This window comes from Pseudomonas sp. TAA207 (assembly GCF_001529285.1).
GTDB lineage: Bacteria > Pseudomonadota > Gammaproteobacteria > Pseudomonadales > Pseudomonadaceae > Aquipseudomonas > Aquipseudomonas weihenstephanensis.
Genome location: NZ_LLWJ01000066.1, coordinates 41,766 through 56,623, shown reverse-complemented (window position 1 = coordinate 56,623; position 14,858 = coordinate 41,766). Strand labels below are relative to the sequence as shown.

General features: G+C 58.4%; 13 protein-coding genes. 9 read left to right on the top strand and 4 right to left on the bottom strand.

Annotation, left to right across the window (positions count from 1 at the left end; translation table 11 throughout):
- Window positions 1-57 precede the first annotated feature (57 nt).
- Window positions 58-2,052 carry a maltotransferase domain-containing protein gene (locus AP059_RS12520; RefSeq protein ID WP_059763341.1) on the bottom strand — a complete coding sequence of 665 codons (1,995 nt, stop codon included), beginning with the start codon at window positions 2,050-2,052 and terminating at the stop codon, window positions 58-60.
- Between the two features lie 228 nt (window positions 2,053-2,280).
- On the opposite strand from AP059_RS12520, the gene AP059_RS22480 reads away from it, so the two are divergent.
- On the top strand, window positions 2,281-2,451 hold the full coding sequence (locus AP059_RS22480; RefSeq protein ID WP_165599933.1) for a hypothetical protein: 171 nt from the start codon (window positions 2,281-2,283) through the stop codon (window positions 2,449-2,451).
- 48 nt (window positions 2,452-2,499) lie between these two features.
- The gene (locus AP059_RS12515; RefSeq protein ID WP_059763342.1) at window positions 2,500-2,739 is read left to right on the top strand and encodes a DUF3203 family protein; all 240 of its coding nucleotides are present in this window, start codon (window positions 2,500-2,502) and stop codon (window positions 2,737-2,739) included.
- A 55-nt stretch (window positions 2,740-2,794) separates the two neighbouring features.
- On the opposite strand, the gene AP059_RS12510 is transcribed toward AP059_RS12515, so the two are convergent.
- Complete coding sequence (locus AP059_RS12510; protein ID WP_256209854.1) at window positions 2,795-3,337, bottom strand: maltotransferase domain-containing protein; 543 nt, start codon at window positions 3,335-3,337, stop codon at window positions 2,795-2,797.
- A 366-nt stretch (window positions 3,338-3,703) separates the two neighbouring features.
- Between AP059_RS12510 and ccoG the strand changes: the two genes are divergently transcribed.
- Together ccoG and mapR are read left to right on the top strand one after the other, a co-directional pair.
- Window positions 3,704-5,125, top strand: a complete 1,422-nt coding sequence (ccoG, locus tag AP059_RS12505) for a cytochrome c oxidase accessory protein CcoG (RefSeq protein WP_059763344.1) — start codon at window positions 3,704-3,706, stop codon at window positions 5,123-5,125.
- Window positions 5,126-5,250: 125 nt separating this feature from the next.
- A complete protein-coding gene (mapR, locus tag AP059_RS12500; protein ID WP_059763345.1) occupies window positions 5,251-6,660 on the top strand; it encodes a GntR family transcriptional regulator MpaR in 1,410 nt (469 codons plus the stop codon).
- A 44-nt stretch (window positions 6,661-6,704) separates the two neighbouring features.
- Here mapR and AP059_RS12495 read toward each other — a convergent pair whose 3' ends face one another.
- Window positions 6,705-7,115 (bottom strand): PA0061/PA0062 family lipoprotein, encoded by a 411-nt coding sequence (locus tag AP059_RS12495; RefSeq protein ID WP_059763346.1) that lies wholly within the window; start codon window positions 7,113-7,115, stop codon window positions 6,705-6,707.
- 225 nt (window positions 7,116-7,340) lie between these two features.
- Here AP059_RS12495 and AP059_RS12490 point away from each other — a divergent pair, with 225 nt between their 5' ends.
- The 3 genes from AP059_RS12490 to AP059_RS12480 are packed head-to-tail and all read left to right on the top strand — an operon-like array spanning window position 7,341 to window position 13,114.
- The gene (locus AP059_RS12490; protein ID WP_059763347.1) at window positions 7,341-10,559 is read left to right on the top strand and encodes an efflux RND transporter permease subunit; all 3,219 of its coding nucleotides are present in this window, start codon (window positions 7,341-7,343) and stop codon (window positions 10,557-10,559) included.
- A complete protein-coding gene (locus tag AP059_RS12485; protein ID WP_059763348.1) occupies window positions 10,552-11,715 on the top strand; it encodes an efflux RND transporter periplasmic adaptor subunit in 1,164 nt (387 codons plus the stop codon). The genes AP059_RS12490 and AP059_RS12485 overlap by 8 nt, the downstream gene beginning before the upstream one ends.
- Window positions 11,699-13,114, top strand: coding sequence for an efflux transporter outer membrane subunit (locus AP059_RS12480; protein WP_059763349.1), 1,416 nt, complete (start codon window positions 11,699-11,701; stop codon window positions 13,112-13,114). The genes AP059_RS12485 and AP059_RS12480 overlap by 17 nt, the downstream gene beginning before the upstream one ends.
- Window positions 13,115-13,218: 104 nt before the next feature.
- Here AP059_RS12480 and AP059_RS12475 read toward each other — a convergent pair whose 3' ends face one another.
- Window positions 13,219-13,578, bottom strand: coding sequence for a hypothetical protein (locus AP059_RS12475; protein WP_048365040.1), 360 nt, complete (start codon window positions 13,576-13,578; stop codon window positions 13,219-13,221).
- Between the two features lie 252 nt (window positions 13,579-13,830).
- Between AP059_RS12475 and csrA the strand changes: the two genes are divergently transcribed.
- Both csrA and AP059_RS12465 read left to right on the top strand, forming a co-directional pair.
- Window positions 13,831-14,022 (top strand): carbon storage regulator CsrA, encoded by a 192-nt coding sequence (gene csrA / locus AP059_RS12470; RefSeq protein WP_048365041.1) that lies wholly within the window; start codon window positions 13,831-13,833, stop codon window positions 14,020-14,022.
- A 301-nt stretch (window positions 14,023-14,323) separates the two neighbouring features.
- On the top strand, window positions 14,324-14,857 hold the full coding sequence (locus AP059_RS12465; protein ID WP_059763350.1) for a DUF1269 domain-containing protein: 534 nt from the start codon (window positions 14,324-14,326) through the stop codon (window positions 14,855-14,857).
- Window position 14,858 lies beyond the last annotated feature (1 nt).

Sequence of the window (14,858 nt, the reverse complement as noted above, 5' to 3'; positions counted from 1 at the left end):
TGGAACTACCTGTTGATTCACACGCCTGTGGCCACGGGAGCGGCATTGAAGGCCGGGTTAAAGAGGTTTGATGCGCCAGATACCGAACGGCTGCTGCGAGGGATCAAGCCGCGTCCACTGATGTTTGCCGTACCAGGTCCAGCGATGCCCCGTCATCAGGTCTTCGCCAGCGGTGGCGGCATCATCGGCCAGGCCCATCTCCCACAGGGGTAATTCAAAATGCGCCTCTTGGGCGTTATGCGGATCGAGATTGATCACAACCAACACAAAATTGCTGCCATCGGCAGTGCGTTTGCCGAAATACAGCAGGTGATCATTCCAGGCGTTGTACAGCCTCAAGCCCAAGTGGCTATGCAAGGCCGGGTTTTGCCGACGAATCCGGTTGAGCTGGGCAATTTCAGCCACGATGTCGCCCGGCGCGCTGAGGTCGCAAGGCTCGATTGGGGACATCCCGCTGCCCGGACACTCGTTATTGCCCGGCAAGGCTTGGGCCTCGCACCGTTCAAACCCCGAGTACATGCCCCACAGGCCAGACCCCATCGTTGCGAGCGCGGCCCGAATAAGGAACCCCGCGCGGCGAGATGCCAGAGAACACTGCGCACTGATGTGCGGGGTATCGACGAAAAAATGCGGGCGAAAGCATTCTCGCCACGGGCTTTGGTTGAGTTCGGTGAAGTACTCGCACAGCTCGGCCTTGGTATGACGCCAGCACAAATAGGTGTAGCTCTGCGAATAGCCGACCTTGCCCAGCCGCGCCATCATCGCGGGGGTGGTGCACGCCTGCGCTAAAAAGATCACGTCGGGGTGCAGCCCTCTGACCTCGGCGATCAACCACTGCCAGAACGGCAGGGGCTGGGTGTGCGGGCTGGCCACCCGAAACAGCGTGACCCCCTCATCGACCCAGTCCAGCACCGTTGCGCGCAGTTCAAGCCAGAGACCGGGGATCGCGTGCGGGGCATAGAAGTCAACGTTGACGCTGTCCGGATACTTTCGCGACGGGTTCTGGGCATGACGGATCGTGCCGTCGGGGGGCCAGTTGAACCCCTCAGGATGCTGCGCGAGCCAGGGGTGGTCTTGGGAGCATTGCACGGCGAAGTCCAGGGCAACTTCAAGCCCCTGTGCCGCAGCGGCCGCGACCAACCGGCGAAAATCATCCCGCGTACCCCATTGCGGGTGAATCACCGCCTGCCCGCTCTCCTCGCGGCCATTGGCAGACGGTTTGCCCGGTTCATCAGGGCCTGCTTGCAGTGAATTGTCCGGTCCTGCGCGGTGGTGCTGGTCGATGGGATGAATGGGCGGCAAAGCCACCACGTCAAAGCCCATGTCGTGAATCATTGGCAAGCGGGCATGCACATCATTGAACGTGTCGTGACCGGCCGGGTCATCGGTGACTGAGCGCGGGAACAGTTCGTACCAGCTGGCAAACGCAGCCAACTGCCGTTCCACCTCTACCGGGTACTCAGGGCTGAGGCTGACATAGGCGTGATATTGCGCCTGCGCCATCAACTGAGCGCTGCTTTCATGAAGGAACAAGGCCACTTGTTCGGTCTCAAGCAACCCTGAGAGTTCGCGCAGCAATGCCTGCAACTGTTGCTGAAGCTCGCCCGTGCTGCGCTCGATTGCATGCTGCACCCGCACCCGACCTTGTTGAAGCTCAAGACTCACCGGCACGCCCGCTTGATGTTTTTTATCCAGTTCATGGCAAAAACTGGCGAAGTGATCGACCCAGGCCTCAATACAAAACACATAGCGGCCAGGCTCGGGCACCTCGAAATGCCCGGCCCACCTGTCGTTGCCCAGACACTGCATGGGCGTGGTCCGCCATGCGTCGTGATCGGCTTTGCGCCAGTGCAGCCTCACGGCCAGTTGATCGTAACCATCGACAAACACGGTACTGCTGACGTTGACCTGCTGGCCGACGGTCGCCTTGACCGCAAACTGACCGCCCTCCAACACCGGGGATGTGCTCTCAATAGCGATGCGCGGCAGTAACAGCGCATGGGTCAACGGCAAAACAGCCGTGGAATCAGAATCCGGGAAATCAGCAGTCATCGAGCATCACTCCTCACGCCCTTGGACGCTCACGTGTGTCGTTTCACAGCACATTCCGGCAGTGGCGCCGGTCACGTAGGTTGGGAGGCAACGACGGTTTAAAAGTTCAGACTGATTTGCACTCCTCCGTTGGTCGCGACGCGGGATTTTTTTGGCCGGTGTGAAGGTCAACCTCAAGAAGCCCGGCGCTTATTGCGCCTTGTTCATAACAACTACGAGGTCTTGGCGATGAGCATCCCTATCCCAGCCGAAACTCCCGACCCGAACATTGACGACCCGGTATTACCGCCCGGTGAGCCGCAACCGGTCCCCGAAGAAGACCCGCCAATCAAAGACCCGGTCCCACAGGGTGATCCGCCCAGCGAAACACCGCCGATCAAAGCAAATCGGTCAATTTAGCCCGCAGCGGCTCCACGACGCCGTGGGCCTCACACAAGGAAATCGCTCATGAGCATTGAAATCGACGTGCTACATCACACCTGTACGTTTGCCTCTGCTGAAGACGCGCAACAGGTGCCACTGAGTCGCATTGAAGTGTTTAACGATGACCCGTCGCACCTGTCCCAAGCGTTAGTAGCAGGCAGGCGCATAGCCATAACCGAAGAAGAGGCGCAAGCGCTGGTGGCGGCGGGCGCCCACGATCGAAGAGTCATGTTGCATGCCACCACGGACGGCTCACCGATTTGAATCAGACCTTTGCGTGAGTCCATGAGCACCCGGCCATGGGTGCTCACGGCGGTGCTCAGTGGGTAACGTACAACGGGTATTCAGGGCTTAACACCAGGCACGTTCGTTGCTGAACGTCACGCATCTGCACCTGGGTGCTTTCATCCATCAACAGCGCGATTTGCTCATGCCCCACCAGAATAGCCAGCTGCTGATAAAGCTCGATCAAAGGCTGCTGGCGCTCAACATCACAAAACTCAAGCGTCTGCAAAATCTGCGACAACGCGTCCTCGATCAGGCCCTCTGGTGATTCCCCCCTTTGCATGGCCCTTTCCAGGGCCAGGCACAAGCCTGCATATCGATCAATCCAGGCATCAATGCAAAACACATGCAAACCCGGTTTTTCTATACGGATTTGCCCATTCCAGACCCGGTCTCCCAGCGTATGCATGTAGAGGCTTTCACCGTCACTGCTGTCCACATGCCGCCAACGAACAATCACTGCCAAGGGCCCGCCAGTCAGGCAAAAAACGCGACTGCTGATATTGAGCAACTGTCCTGCAACCACTTTGGCCGGCTTATGGCCCTGGCCAATCACCGGCATCGTGCCTTCGATCACAATCAAAGGCAGCTCATGACTTGAAGCTGGCCCTCCTGCATCTGAATCTGGCTCAAACCTCGCTCCAGCAGCCATTAAACGTATCTCCCAACCAACTTATTTGAATGCGTGCCCACCCGGTTAAAACTGGAGCTCCATTCTCAAGTGAGTCGCTTATTTCCTTGATCCCGATCAGGATCTTCCAAGCCTTGATGAGTTACAAGCCAATCCCCAATAAATCCTTGAACATCATGGGGTGCAGCAAGTTGTCGCAGGTTCCTCACAAAAGCATCTGATACGGTTTTTAATCGGATAGCTGAGTCTGTTATGCAAACAGTTCGCTGGTCATAGTGCACAGGCCTGATGGAGGCTGATGAGCGAAAGACCATGAGCGAACAAATACCCGTCCAGATACTTGAATCCTTTGAGGCTTCTCGACCTAGAGCCGCAAAACATAAAAACAAGTCCAGCGACAACCTGATCCATACCCGCAGTTTTACCGGGCTGTTCCGCACGCTTCGATTAGCCGGCGCAGGCTTTCTGTTCTTGCTGTTCTTCGGCACTGTCTGGCTTAACTGGGACGGTCGCCAAGCCGTTTTGTGGGACTTGTCTGAAAGTAAGTTCCATATTTTTGGTGCCACATTCTGGCCACAGGATTTCATCCTGCTTTCGGCCCTGTTGATCATCGCAGCCTTCGGTCTATTTGCGATCACGGTGTTTGCGGGGCGGGTGTGGTGCGGTTATACGTGCCCACAAAGCACCTGGACCTGGCTGTTTATGTGGTGCGAGAAGATAACAGAAGGCGACAGAAATCAGCGAATCAAGCTGCAAGCAGCCCCATGGCGCTTGAACAAAATTGCGCGCCGCACCGCTAAACACGCGCTATGGATGGCCATCAGTGTCATGACGGCGCTGACTTTTGTCGGCTACTTTACCCCGATCCGGCCCCTGGCAACCGAGCTGCTGACCCTGGAGATGGCTGGCGTCAGTTTGTTCTGGGTGCTGTTTTTCACCGGCGCCACGTACATCAATGCCGGGTGGCTGCGCGAAGCCGTGTGCATGCACATGTGCCCTTATGCGCGGTTCCAGAGCGTGATGTTCGATAAAGACACCCTCGCCATCTCCTATGATGTGGCGCGTGGCGAAAGCCGTGGGCCGCGTAAACGCGGGGTTGAGCCAAAACAGGCAGGGCTGGGTGACTGCATCGATTGCCATATGTGCGTGCAAGTGTGCCCGACCGGCATCGACATCCGCGACGGCTTGCAGATGGAGTGCATCGGCTGCGCGGCGTGTATCGACGCCTGTGATTCGGTGATGGACAAAATGGGCTATGCCCGTGGGCTGGTGCGCTATACCTCCGAGCATGAATTGCAAGGCGGCAAGACGCATCTACTGCGTCCACGCCTGATCGGCTACGCCATCGTCCTGCTGGTGATGATCGGCGCACTGGTCTTTGCACTGAATCAGCGCAGCATGGTCTCAATGGATGTAATCAAGGACCGGGGCCTGTTCCGCGAAAACAGCCAAGGCCAGATCGAAAATATCTACAGCCTCAAAATCATCAACAAAACTCAGCAGGCGCAGCACTATCGGGTGTCACTCAAAGACGGCGAAGGTTATCAGTTACAAGGTAAAACCGAGCTGACGCTGGCCCCCGGTGAAATGACTGACGTACCCGTGTCCGTCGCCCTGCTGGCAGATCGCCCGACCAGCAGTTCGCAAACCATCACGTTTGTGATCACCGATACGGACGAACCTGGCATCCGCGCGGTAGCCGATAGCCGCTTTGTGGCGCCGCTCAATCGTTGACCCGAGTGCCGAGGGTGTGTCCGCTAGCGCAAGGTTGCGCAATCGGACGCAGCCTTCGCCAGCCGCTACGGGTACAGTGCCCCTTCTGAATTTCCCTGAATAACGCCGGACCGAGCATTGCCTACATGAAACGCTACGAAAAATTTGCCGACGATATTGCTGAGCTGATCCGCTGCGGGGTGCTCGGCCCCGGACAACGTGTCCCCTCAGTGCGCTATGCCAGCCAAACCTACGGCGTCAGCCCTTCGACGGTTTTTCAAGCCTATTACCTGCTCGAACGCCGAGGCCTGATCCGTGCCAAACCGCGTTCGGGGTATTTCGTCAACGCGCACACGCCCAGCCCGTTCAGCGAACCGGTCTTTAGCAGCCACGTCACCGAGTCCACCGAGGTCGATGTCAGCGCGCTGGTGTTCTCCGTGCTGGACTCGATCAAAGACCCGCACACGGTGCCCTTCGGCTCAGCGTTCCCCAGCCCGACACTCTTCCCGTTGCAACGTCTGGCCCGCTCGATGGCCACCGCCAGCCGCGAAATGGACCCTCGCATGGTGGTGACCGACATGTCGCCGGGCAACCCGCAACTGCGGCGCCAAATAGCCCTGCGCTACATGGTCGGCGGGCTGATGTTGCCAATGGAAGAACTGCTGATCACCAATGGCGCGCTGGAAGCCTTGAACCTGTGCTTGCAAGCTGTCACAGAGCCAGGGGACCTGGTGGCCATTGAAGCCCCGGCGTTTTATGCCTGTTTGCAAGTGCTGGAGCGGCTCAAACTCAAAGCGGTGGAAATCCCTGTGCACCCGCGTGATGGCATTGATCTGGGGGTGCTGGCGCAAACCCTTGAGCGTCACCCGATCAAAGCCGTGTGGTGCATGACCAACTTCCAGAACCCGATTGGCGCCAGCATGCCCGAAGCTAAAAAGCAGGCATTGGTCGAACTGCTGCGCACCCATCAAGTGCCGCTGATTGAAGACGACGTGTACGCCGAACTGTATTACGGCCAACACGCGCCGAAACCGGCCAAAGCCTTTGATACCGAAGGTCTGGTGATGCACTGCGGCTCGTTTGCCAAAAGCCTGGCCCCGGGTTATCGCGTGGGTTGGGTGGCGGCGGGCCGGTACGCGCAAAAAGTGGAGCGCCTCAAACTGATGACGTCGCTGTGCGCCTCGATGCCCGCGCAAGCCGCCATCGCCGATTACCTGCAACACGGCGGTTACGACCGTCATTTGCGCAAATTGCGCGATGCACTGGAAGGCCAGCAAAACGCCATGCTGGCCGCGATTGCACGCTACTTTCCGGCCCAAACCCGGGTCAGCCATCCCAGCGGCGGCTACTTTCTGTGGCTGGAGTTGCCTGAGCAAATGGACTCGCTCAAGCTGTTTCAAATGGCCTTGGCGCAAGGTATCAGCATCGCGCCAGGGCCGATTTTCTCGGCCACCCAGCGCTTTCGAAACTGCATCCGCCTCAATTACGGCAGCCCGTGGGATGAAGCGAGCGAGAAAGCGATGGAAACCCTGGGCAAAATCGTGCGCTCGTTTTAATCCCATACGCCAGACACGCCGTAGCCGTCGCCGAGGGCTGTGTCTTACCCCGGCATGCAGGTGAAGTCGGCCGTATGGGCGACTTCCTTGCCGGCTGAGTCCACCAGCGCCGCACTGATTTCAGGCCCCAGGCTCGACTCGATCAGTTGGTAATGCTCCCCCGCCTTGAACGCCTTGTATTGCACATCGCCTTGGCAATCCACCTGATTCTGGTCGCCGGTCGCGCCTTCGTACAGGGTCACGTCCAGCCGATGGGCGCCTGGCGTCACTTCAAAATAACGGCCGTCACGGGTGTTTTTCCCGTCCACCCGTTCGGCCATCAGGTCGCTGGTGCCTTCTTCTTTCAGGCCGATCCAGGCTTGAGCCGGGTCTTGCTTGGGCATCGGCCCCGCGCAGGCCGATAGCAACAGAACCAGACTCAGGGAGGGAATCAAAAGCAGCGGTTTAACAGTCATCGCAGACGAGCCTCGCAAAGAGCATTCAAAAAGTGCGACAGGCTCAACCCCGACCCGTCGAATAGGTCGTAAGCTTGGCGGCCATCGCGTACCGCGCCAAATGAATGAAAGTGAAGGGATTTTCAGCCCTTACCTAAAGGATCCTTCACGTTACTGAAAGCTGATCGTTAGGTGCCAACAGCAAGACTGCCGGGGTTTGCAATTCCACTCCTCGGAGGTTCAGGCATGCTCGGGCTGGTAAAGACCGCACTGCACAAGCCCTACACGTTTATCGTGTTGGCGATTTTCATCTGCATCATTGGGCCGTTGGCCGCCGTGCGTACGCCCACGGATGTGTTCCCGGACATTGGCATTCCCGTGGTCGCTGTGGTGTGGCAGTACACCGGCCTGGCGCCCGCCGACATGGCGGGCCGGGTGATTTACACCTATGAGCGCTCGCTCAGCACCACGGTCAATGACATCGAGCACATCGAGTCGCAGTCATTGCCCGGCATGGGCATCGTGAAAATTTTCTTTCAGCCTGGGGTCGATATTCGTACCGCCAACGCGCAAGTGACAGCCGTGTCACAAACCGTACTCAAACAAATGCCGCCCGGCATTACGCCCCCGCTGATTCTCAATTACAGCGCCTCGACCGTCCCGATATTACAGTTGGCCTTCTCCAGCCCTACGCTCTCCGAAGCGCACATTCGCGATTTGGTGCAGAACAACATCCGCTTGCCCCTGAGCGCCCTGCCCGGCCTCGCCATGCCGACGCCGATGGGGGGCAAGCAGCGCCAGATCACCCTTGACCTTGATCCGCAAGCGCTGGCAGCCAAAGGGCTGTCGGCACAAGACGTGGGCAATGCGCTGGCGGCGCAAAACCAGATCATCCCGGTAGGGACCGTCAAGCTCGGCACCTATGAATACACGGTGATGCTCAACAACAGCCCCAAAGCCATCGACGAACTCAACGCGTTGCCGATCAAAACCGTAAATGGCGCACTGATCACCATTGGCCAAGTGGCGCATGTGCGTGATGGTTCGCCGCCACAAACCAATATCGTGCGCGTGGATGGTCATCGCGCCGTGCTGATGCCGGCCTTGAAAAACGGCAACATTTCGACACTTTCAATTGTCGACGGCATTCGCGCGATGTTGCCGCGCATCAATGAAACCCTACCGCCCTCCCTCAAGACCACGCTGTTGGGCGACGCTTCGGTGTTCGTTAAACAGTCGGTGGGCAGCGTGGCGCAAGAAGGCATCATTGCCGCGTTATTGACCAGCGCGATGATTCTGCTGTTTCTCGGCAGTTGGCGTTCGACGCTGATTATTGCGGTGTCGATCCCGCTGGCGGTGCTCTCGGCGATTGCCCTGCTCGCCCTCAGTGGCCAGACCCTGAACGTCATGACCCTCGGCGGGCTGGCGTTGGCGGTGGGGATATTGGTCGATGATGCGACGGTGACTATCGAGAACATCAACTGGCATCTGGAGCAAGGCAAGTCGGTGCGCGATGCGATTCTCGATGGGGCCGCGCAGATTGTCGGCCCGGCGTTTGTGTCGCTGCTGTGTATCTGCATCGTGTTTGTGCCGATGTTCATGTTGCAGGGGATTGCCGGGTATCTGTTCCGGCCGATGGCTCTGGCAGTGATTTTCGCGATGGGCAGCTCTTTTATTCTGTCGCGCACGCTGGTGCCGACCCTGGCGATGTTTCTGCTCAAACCCCACGTGCCGGAACAAGGCGCTGGGCAGCATCCGGAAGATGGCTACATCAACCATCACGAGGGCGATCAGCACAGCAAAAAGCATTCGGCACCGGTGCAGGCGCTGTTGAATTTCCAGCAAGGTTTCGAGCGCCGTTTTTCGGCGGTGCGCGATGCTTATTACGCTGTGCTGGAGCTGACACTGGCCCATCGCAAACGCTTTTTGCTGGGGTTCATGGCTTGTGTGCTGGCCTCGTTTGCGCTGCTGCCAAGCTTGGGTCAGGACTTTTTCCCCGCCACCGATGCGGGCGCATTGGCCTTGCATGTGCGCTTGCCGCTGGGTACGCGCATCGAAGAAAGCGCTGCCGCCTTCGACCGGATCGAATCGCGGATTCGCGAAATCATCCCGGCTGATCAACTGGACAGCATCATCGATAACATCGGGATTCCGTTGAGCGGTATCGACATGGCCTACAGCAGCAGTGGCACCATCGGCCCGCAGGATGGCGATATTCAAATCACGCTCAACGCCAAACACGCTCCGACTGCCGATTACGTCAAGCAATTGCGTGAAGCCCTGCCCGAAAGCTTCCCCGGCAGCCAGTTCGCCTTTATGCCTGCGGATATCAGTAGCCAGATTCTTAACTTTGGCTCACCCGCCCCGCTTGACGTGAAAATCTCCGGGCGCGATGACGTCGCCAACCGGGCGTATGCGCTGGAGTTGCAGCGCCGCTTGCAACATGTGCCGGGAATTGCCGACCTGCGTATCCAACAGTCGGTGGGTTACCCGTCGTTGCAGGTCAATGTGGATCGTCAGCGCGCCAATGGCCTGGGCATTACCGAGCGTGATGTAACCAATAGCATGGTCGCGTCGCTGGCCGGCAGCTCTCAAGTTGCGCCAACCTTCTGGCTCAACCCGCAAAACGGCGTGTCTTACGGCATAGTGGCAGCCACGCCGCAATATCGTCTGGACAGCATGCCTGCCCTGGAAGCGCTGCCGGTGACGGGCAGTAACGGCCAGTCACAAATTCTCGGCGGGCTGGCCACGATCAGCCGCGTGCAAAGCCCGGCGGTAATCACCCACTACAACATTCAGCCGACGCTGGACCTGTACGCCAACATTCAGGGCCGCGACCTGGGATCAGTGGCCGCTGATGTGCAAAAGGTCATTGATGGCGCCGCCGACCTGCGCCCCAAAGGCGCGATCATCAGTTTGCATGGACAAATCGATGCCTTGCACGAGGCGTTCAGCGGCCTGAGCTTTGGTTTGCTTGGCGCCGTGGTGCTGATTTACCTGCTGATCGTGGTCAACTTCCAGTCCTGGGTCGACCCGTTTGTGATCATCACTGCGCTGCCTGCGGCTCTGGCCGGGATCGTGTGGATGCTGTTCTTGAGCGCCACCTCGCTGTCGGTCCCGGCCTTGACCGGTGCCATCTTGTGCATGGGGGTGGCCACGGCCAACTCGATTCTGGTGGTGAGCTTCTGTCGCGAACGTCTGGCCGAGCATGGCGACGCGCTCAAGGCCGCGCTTGAAGCGGGCTACACACGCTTTCGGCCGGTGTGCATGACCGCATTGGCAATGATGATCGGGATGTTGCCGCTGGCCCTTTCAGAAGAACAGAACGCCCCGCTCGGACGCGCCGTGATTGGCGGTCTGATGCTGGCCACCGTCGCCACCCTGCTGTTCGTGCCCGTGGTGTTCAGCCTGGTGCACGGGCGCAAAGAAACCCGCGCTGCTGCTGGAGAAACAACCCATGTCTAATCAAACACCGTCACGCAAGCGCTTAATGGTACTGGGTATCGGCGGCCTCTCGCTGGCCGCCTTGCTGGTGGCTAACGGGCTGGCGGCCCGCAGCCGCCATGAACAGGCGGTGGCCCACTGGACTGAAGCGGCCGCATTGCCCGTGGTGAGTGTGTTTCAGCCGCTGCAAAACGCGCACGGCGACACGCTGCGTTTGCCCGCTCATTTGGAGGCGTGGAGCAAGGCGCCGATTCATGCACGGGTGAGCGGCTATCTGCACAGCTGGCAAACCGACATTGGCAGCAAGGTGCAAGCCGGTCAGGTGTTGGCCCTGATCGACAGCCCTGATCTGGACCAGCAACTGGCGCAGGCCCGCGCCCATAAGGCGCAGGAGCAAGCCAACGCTTCACTGGCGGCCACCACCGCCACACGCTGGCAAAACCTGTTGGCTTCGCACTCGGTGTCGCGTCAGGAGGCCGACGAGAAACAATCGAATGCCGCCGCGGCCAAAGCCAATGCGCAGGCAGCCCAGGCCGATTACGCACGTCTTTTGACACTGGAAGCCTACAAAACCATCCGTGCGCCTTTCGCAGGCACCATCACCGCGCGCCATACCGACATTGGCCAATTGATCAAAGCTGACACCGACAGCGACACGCAGCTGTTTGACATCGCCGACACCCACCAACTGCGCCTTTACGTGCCGGTGCCGCAAAACTACGCCAGTGTGATCCGCCCGGGCATGCATGTGCAGCTCAGTGTGCCGGAGCACCCGGGCCAAACCTTTAGCGCCAGGTTGATCGGTAACTCAACCTCGATTGACCGGCGTTCGGGCACGCTGATGGCACAGTTTGTCGCGCTCAATCCTGATGATGCGCTGATGCCCGGCGATTACGCCGAAGCCGTGTTAGCGATCCCGGCCGATACCCACGGCGTCAGTATTGCGGCCAGCGCCCTGATCTTTCGCGCCCAGGGCACTCAGGTCGCCCTCCTCGACAGCGCCCACCATGTGCATTTGCAAAGCATCCACATTGGCCTGGATTTAGGCGATCGGCTGGTCATTGACCAAGGGCTCAAACCTGCGGACACCGTCATCGACAACCCGCCTGACGCCCTGCGCGAGGGTGATACGGTGAAACTCGCGGACACAGGAGCCTCCCATGCAGCCAAGGCTTAAATGCGCGTTATTGCTGCTGGTTACGGCGCTACAGGGCTGCTCGTTGGCACCGGCTTATACCGCCCCCTCAATCGACCTGCCCGCGCATTACCGCGAACAAAACAGCGACGGCCCGTGGCACAGCGCGCAGCCCGCCGATCATGTGCCCGAGCAATGGTGGCAGGCGTATCAGGACCCGCGGTTGAACACACTGCAACAACAATTACTCACAGCCAACCCGGACCTTGCAGCGGCGCTGGCGCATGTGGATGCCTCACAGGCTTACGCCAGCCAGTTGCATGCCGGGTTGTTCCCGCAATTAACCGCCAGCGCTCAAACCCTTCGTCAGCGTCAATCAGACAACCGCCCACTACGCGGGACGACTCAACCCTCGGTGTACAACAGCTTGACGGCCGGGTTTGCACTCAATTTTGATCTCGATCTGTGGGGCAAAATCCGCAACCAAGTGGCAGCAGGCGATGCTCAGGCGCAGGCCTCGGCTGATGATCTGGCTGTGGCGCGCCTGAGTCTCCAGCGCCAATTGGCCATCCTCTACGTCCAGCTCGACGGGCTGGATGCGCAACAGCAGATTCTGACCCGTTCTCTGGAAGATTACCGCCAGGCCTTGCAGCTGACCCGCGACCGTTATCAGGGCCAGATAGCGTCAGAACTTGATCTGACGCGCGCCCAAAGCCAACTGGCGCAGGCGCGGGCGCAACTGGACGATGTCCGTGGGCAGCGTAATCTGGCCGAACATGCGATCGGCGAGCTGGTGGGCCAACCCGCAAGCGACTTTCACCTGGCCGCCAGCGAAGGCAGCCTCACTGTGCCCACGCAACCTGCCACTCTGCCCAGTACGTTGTTACAGCGCCGACCTGATATTGCGGCAGCTGAGCGCCGAGTGTTTGCGGCCAATGCCGCGATTGGCGTGGCGAAAGCGGCCTGGTACCCGGATTTCAGCTTGAGCGGGCTGATCGGCGGGCAAACCCAAGGCAGCGGCAATGTGTTGGCGGCGAGCAATCGCTTTTGGGCGTTGGGGCCTTTGATGAATCTGCCCATTTTTGACGGCGGCCGACTGGATGCACAGGAACGCCAGGCCAAAGCTGAATTTGAGGAGGCCAGCGCTCATTACCGCAGCCAGGTGTTGCGCGCCGTGCGTGAAGTCGAAGACAGTCTGGCCCAGTTGCGCGACTTGCATCTGCAAAGCCTTGACGAGCAAGCCGCTGCCCATGCCGCTCAACAGACTCAAAGCTTGGCCACCCACAGTTACGAGGCTGGCGCCGTGAATTATCTGGATGTGGTGAGCGCACAAACGGCTGCATTGCAGGCACAACGCCAGGTACAAACACTGCGTACCCGGCAATTGCAGGCCAGCGTGCAGTTGCTGACATCGCTGGGCGGTGGGTGGGGAACCCTGTGACAGTGGATGCTGCTGCCAGCGCTTGCACGCAAAAAAAATGCTCCAAACCCCTCCAATAGCGCCGGTTGGCGCTACGCTTAGGCAGCTAACGCCGCTTTGACTGCTTAATGGGCCGGTTTGCCAGGGGGCAGTTCAATCACTGCGGCTTCAAGATTGTCGAGCTTGGTGGTTAGCCGCGTCAGCTTCTCCTGGGCCTGTTCTTGCGTGTTGAACGGGCCCAACAGCACATGCTGAACACCTTCATCCACATAAATATAAGAGCTGAAACCATGCTCAAGCAGTCTTGCCGTCAGATCACTGAGTGCCTGAGTTTTACCCAATTTCACTTCAACCGCCCATTGGGCAATGGGCGCTTGAACCGTCGATGTTTCAGAAGCAGCTTTAGCCCGTTGAATTTTATCGTTAGACTCCTGACCGCAAGCCGTCAAGGCCAATATTGCTGTCATCACGATGACTTTACGCACTGCGTTTCCCCTATCTGTTTGAGTGGGTCGATTTTATCACTGGGGCAGCGGCCTTTGCTCTCCTTGAACAAATCCAATCCGCCCTTATCTAAGGCTCATACGCGAGAGTTTCCCTCGCACAGGGAATTAACCCTGTGGCTATGACGTCTGTAATGAGCGGCGCATTTATATGCACTTAGCAGTATTCTGTAGCCATGACCGAAGCCGCACCGTCTCAGAGACGTGCCTTACAAAGCCATCAAGGAGAAAAAAATGCTGATACTCACCCGCAAAGTTGGTGAAAGCATAAACATCGGTGACGATATTACGATCACTATTTTAGGTGTCAGCGGCCAACAGGTCCGGATCGGCATCAATGCACCGAAAGATGTCGCCGTCCACCGTGAAGAAATCTACCAGCGCATTCAGGCCGGTTTGACAGCATCAGACAAGAACGACCAGTAATAAAACTCCGAGGTATCAGCCCTTGGAGTGAGCGTCAGGGCTGCTCAGCCAGCCCTCCTCTTATTGATTGTGCTTGCTGGCAAACACCCTAACCCCCCGCAGTTCCCCCTCCCCTGCGACAAACTGAACCGCCGATCGACTTGACGGTTTCAATGTCTGCGACCACGCTCATTGCTCGCAGCGTCTGTGCTCAACCTGACTCGCTGTGTAACAAGGTGTTAATTATGCAGTCACGCCTTGAGGCCAACTTTTGTGTTCAGCCCTTTGCGGGCTTGAACTGTACAGTCAAGGAATGAAAGACATGTCTGATTTGATCGTAGTGGGATTTGACGATACCGAGAAAGCTGACCGCGCCTTGACCAAGATGGTGTCACTGAGTAAAGAGCATTTGGTCGAACTGGAAGACGCCGTCATTGTTGTACGCAACGAAGAAGGCAAGGTTCATATCAAGCAAAGCGTCAATTTGACCGCACTGGGCGCAACCTCGGGTCTGGTTACAGGGGGGCTTTGGGGGGCGCTGGTGGGACTGTTGTTTCTCAACCCGCTGGCAGGCTTTGCCATCGGCGGCGCCTTGGGTGCTGGCACCGGCGCACTGTCAGGATCGTTGAGCGATTACGGGATTGACGACGACTTCATCAAGTCGCTGAGCGAAACCATCCCGAACAACTCCTCGGCGTTGTTCGTGTTATTGCGTAAATTTCAGCCAGAAAAAGTCTTGAAAGAACTTGAAGACTCAAACTTCAAAGGCAAAGTATTGCGCACCTCCCTGTCGCCCGAGCAAGAACAAAAGCTTCAGGATGCACTGTCCAAAACTGACCTGAACAAATCGGCTTAAG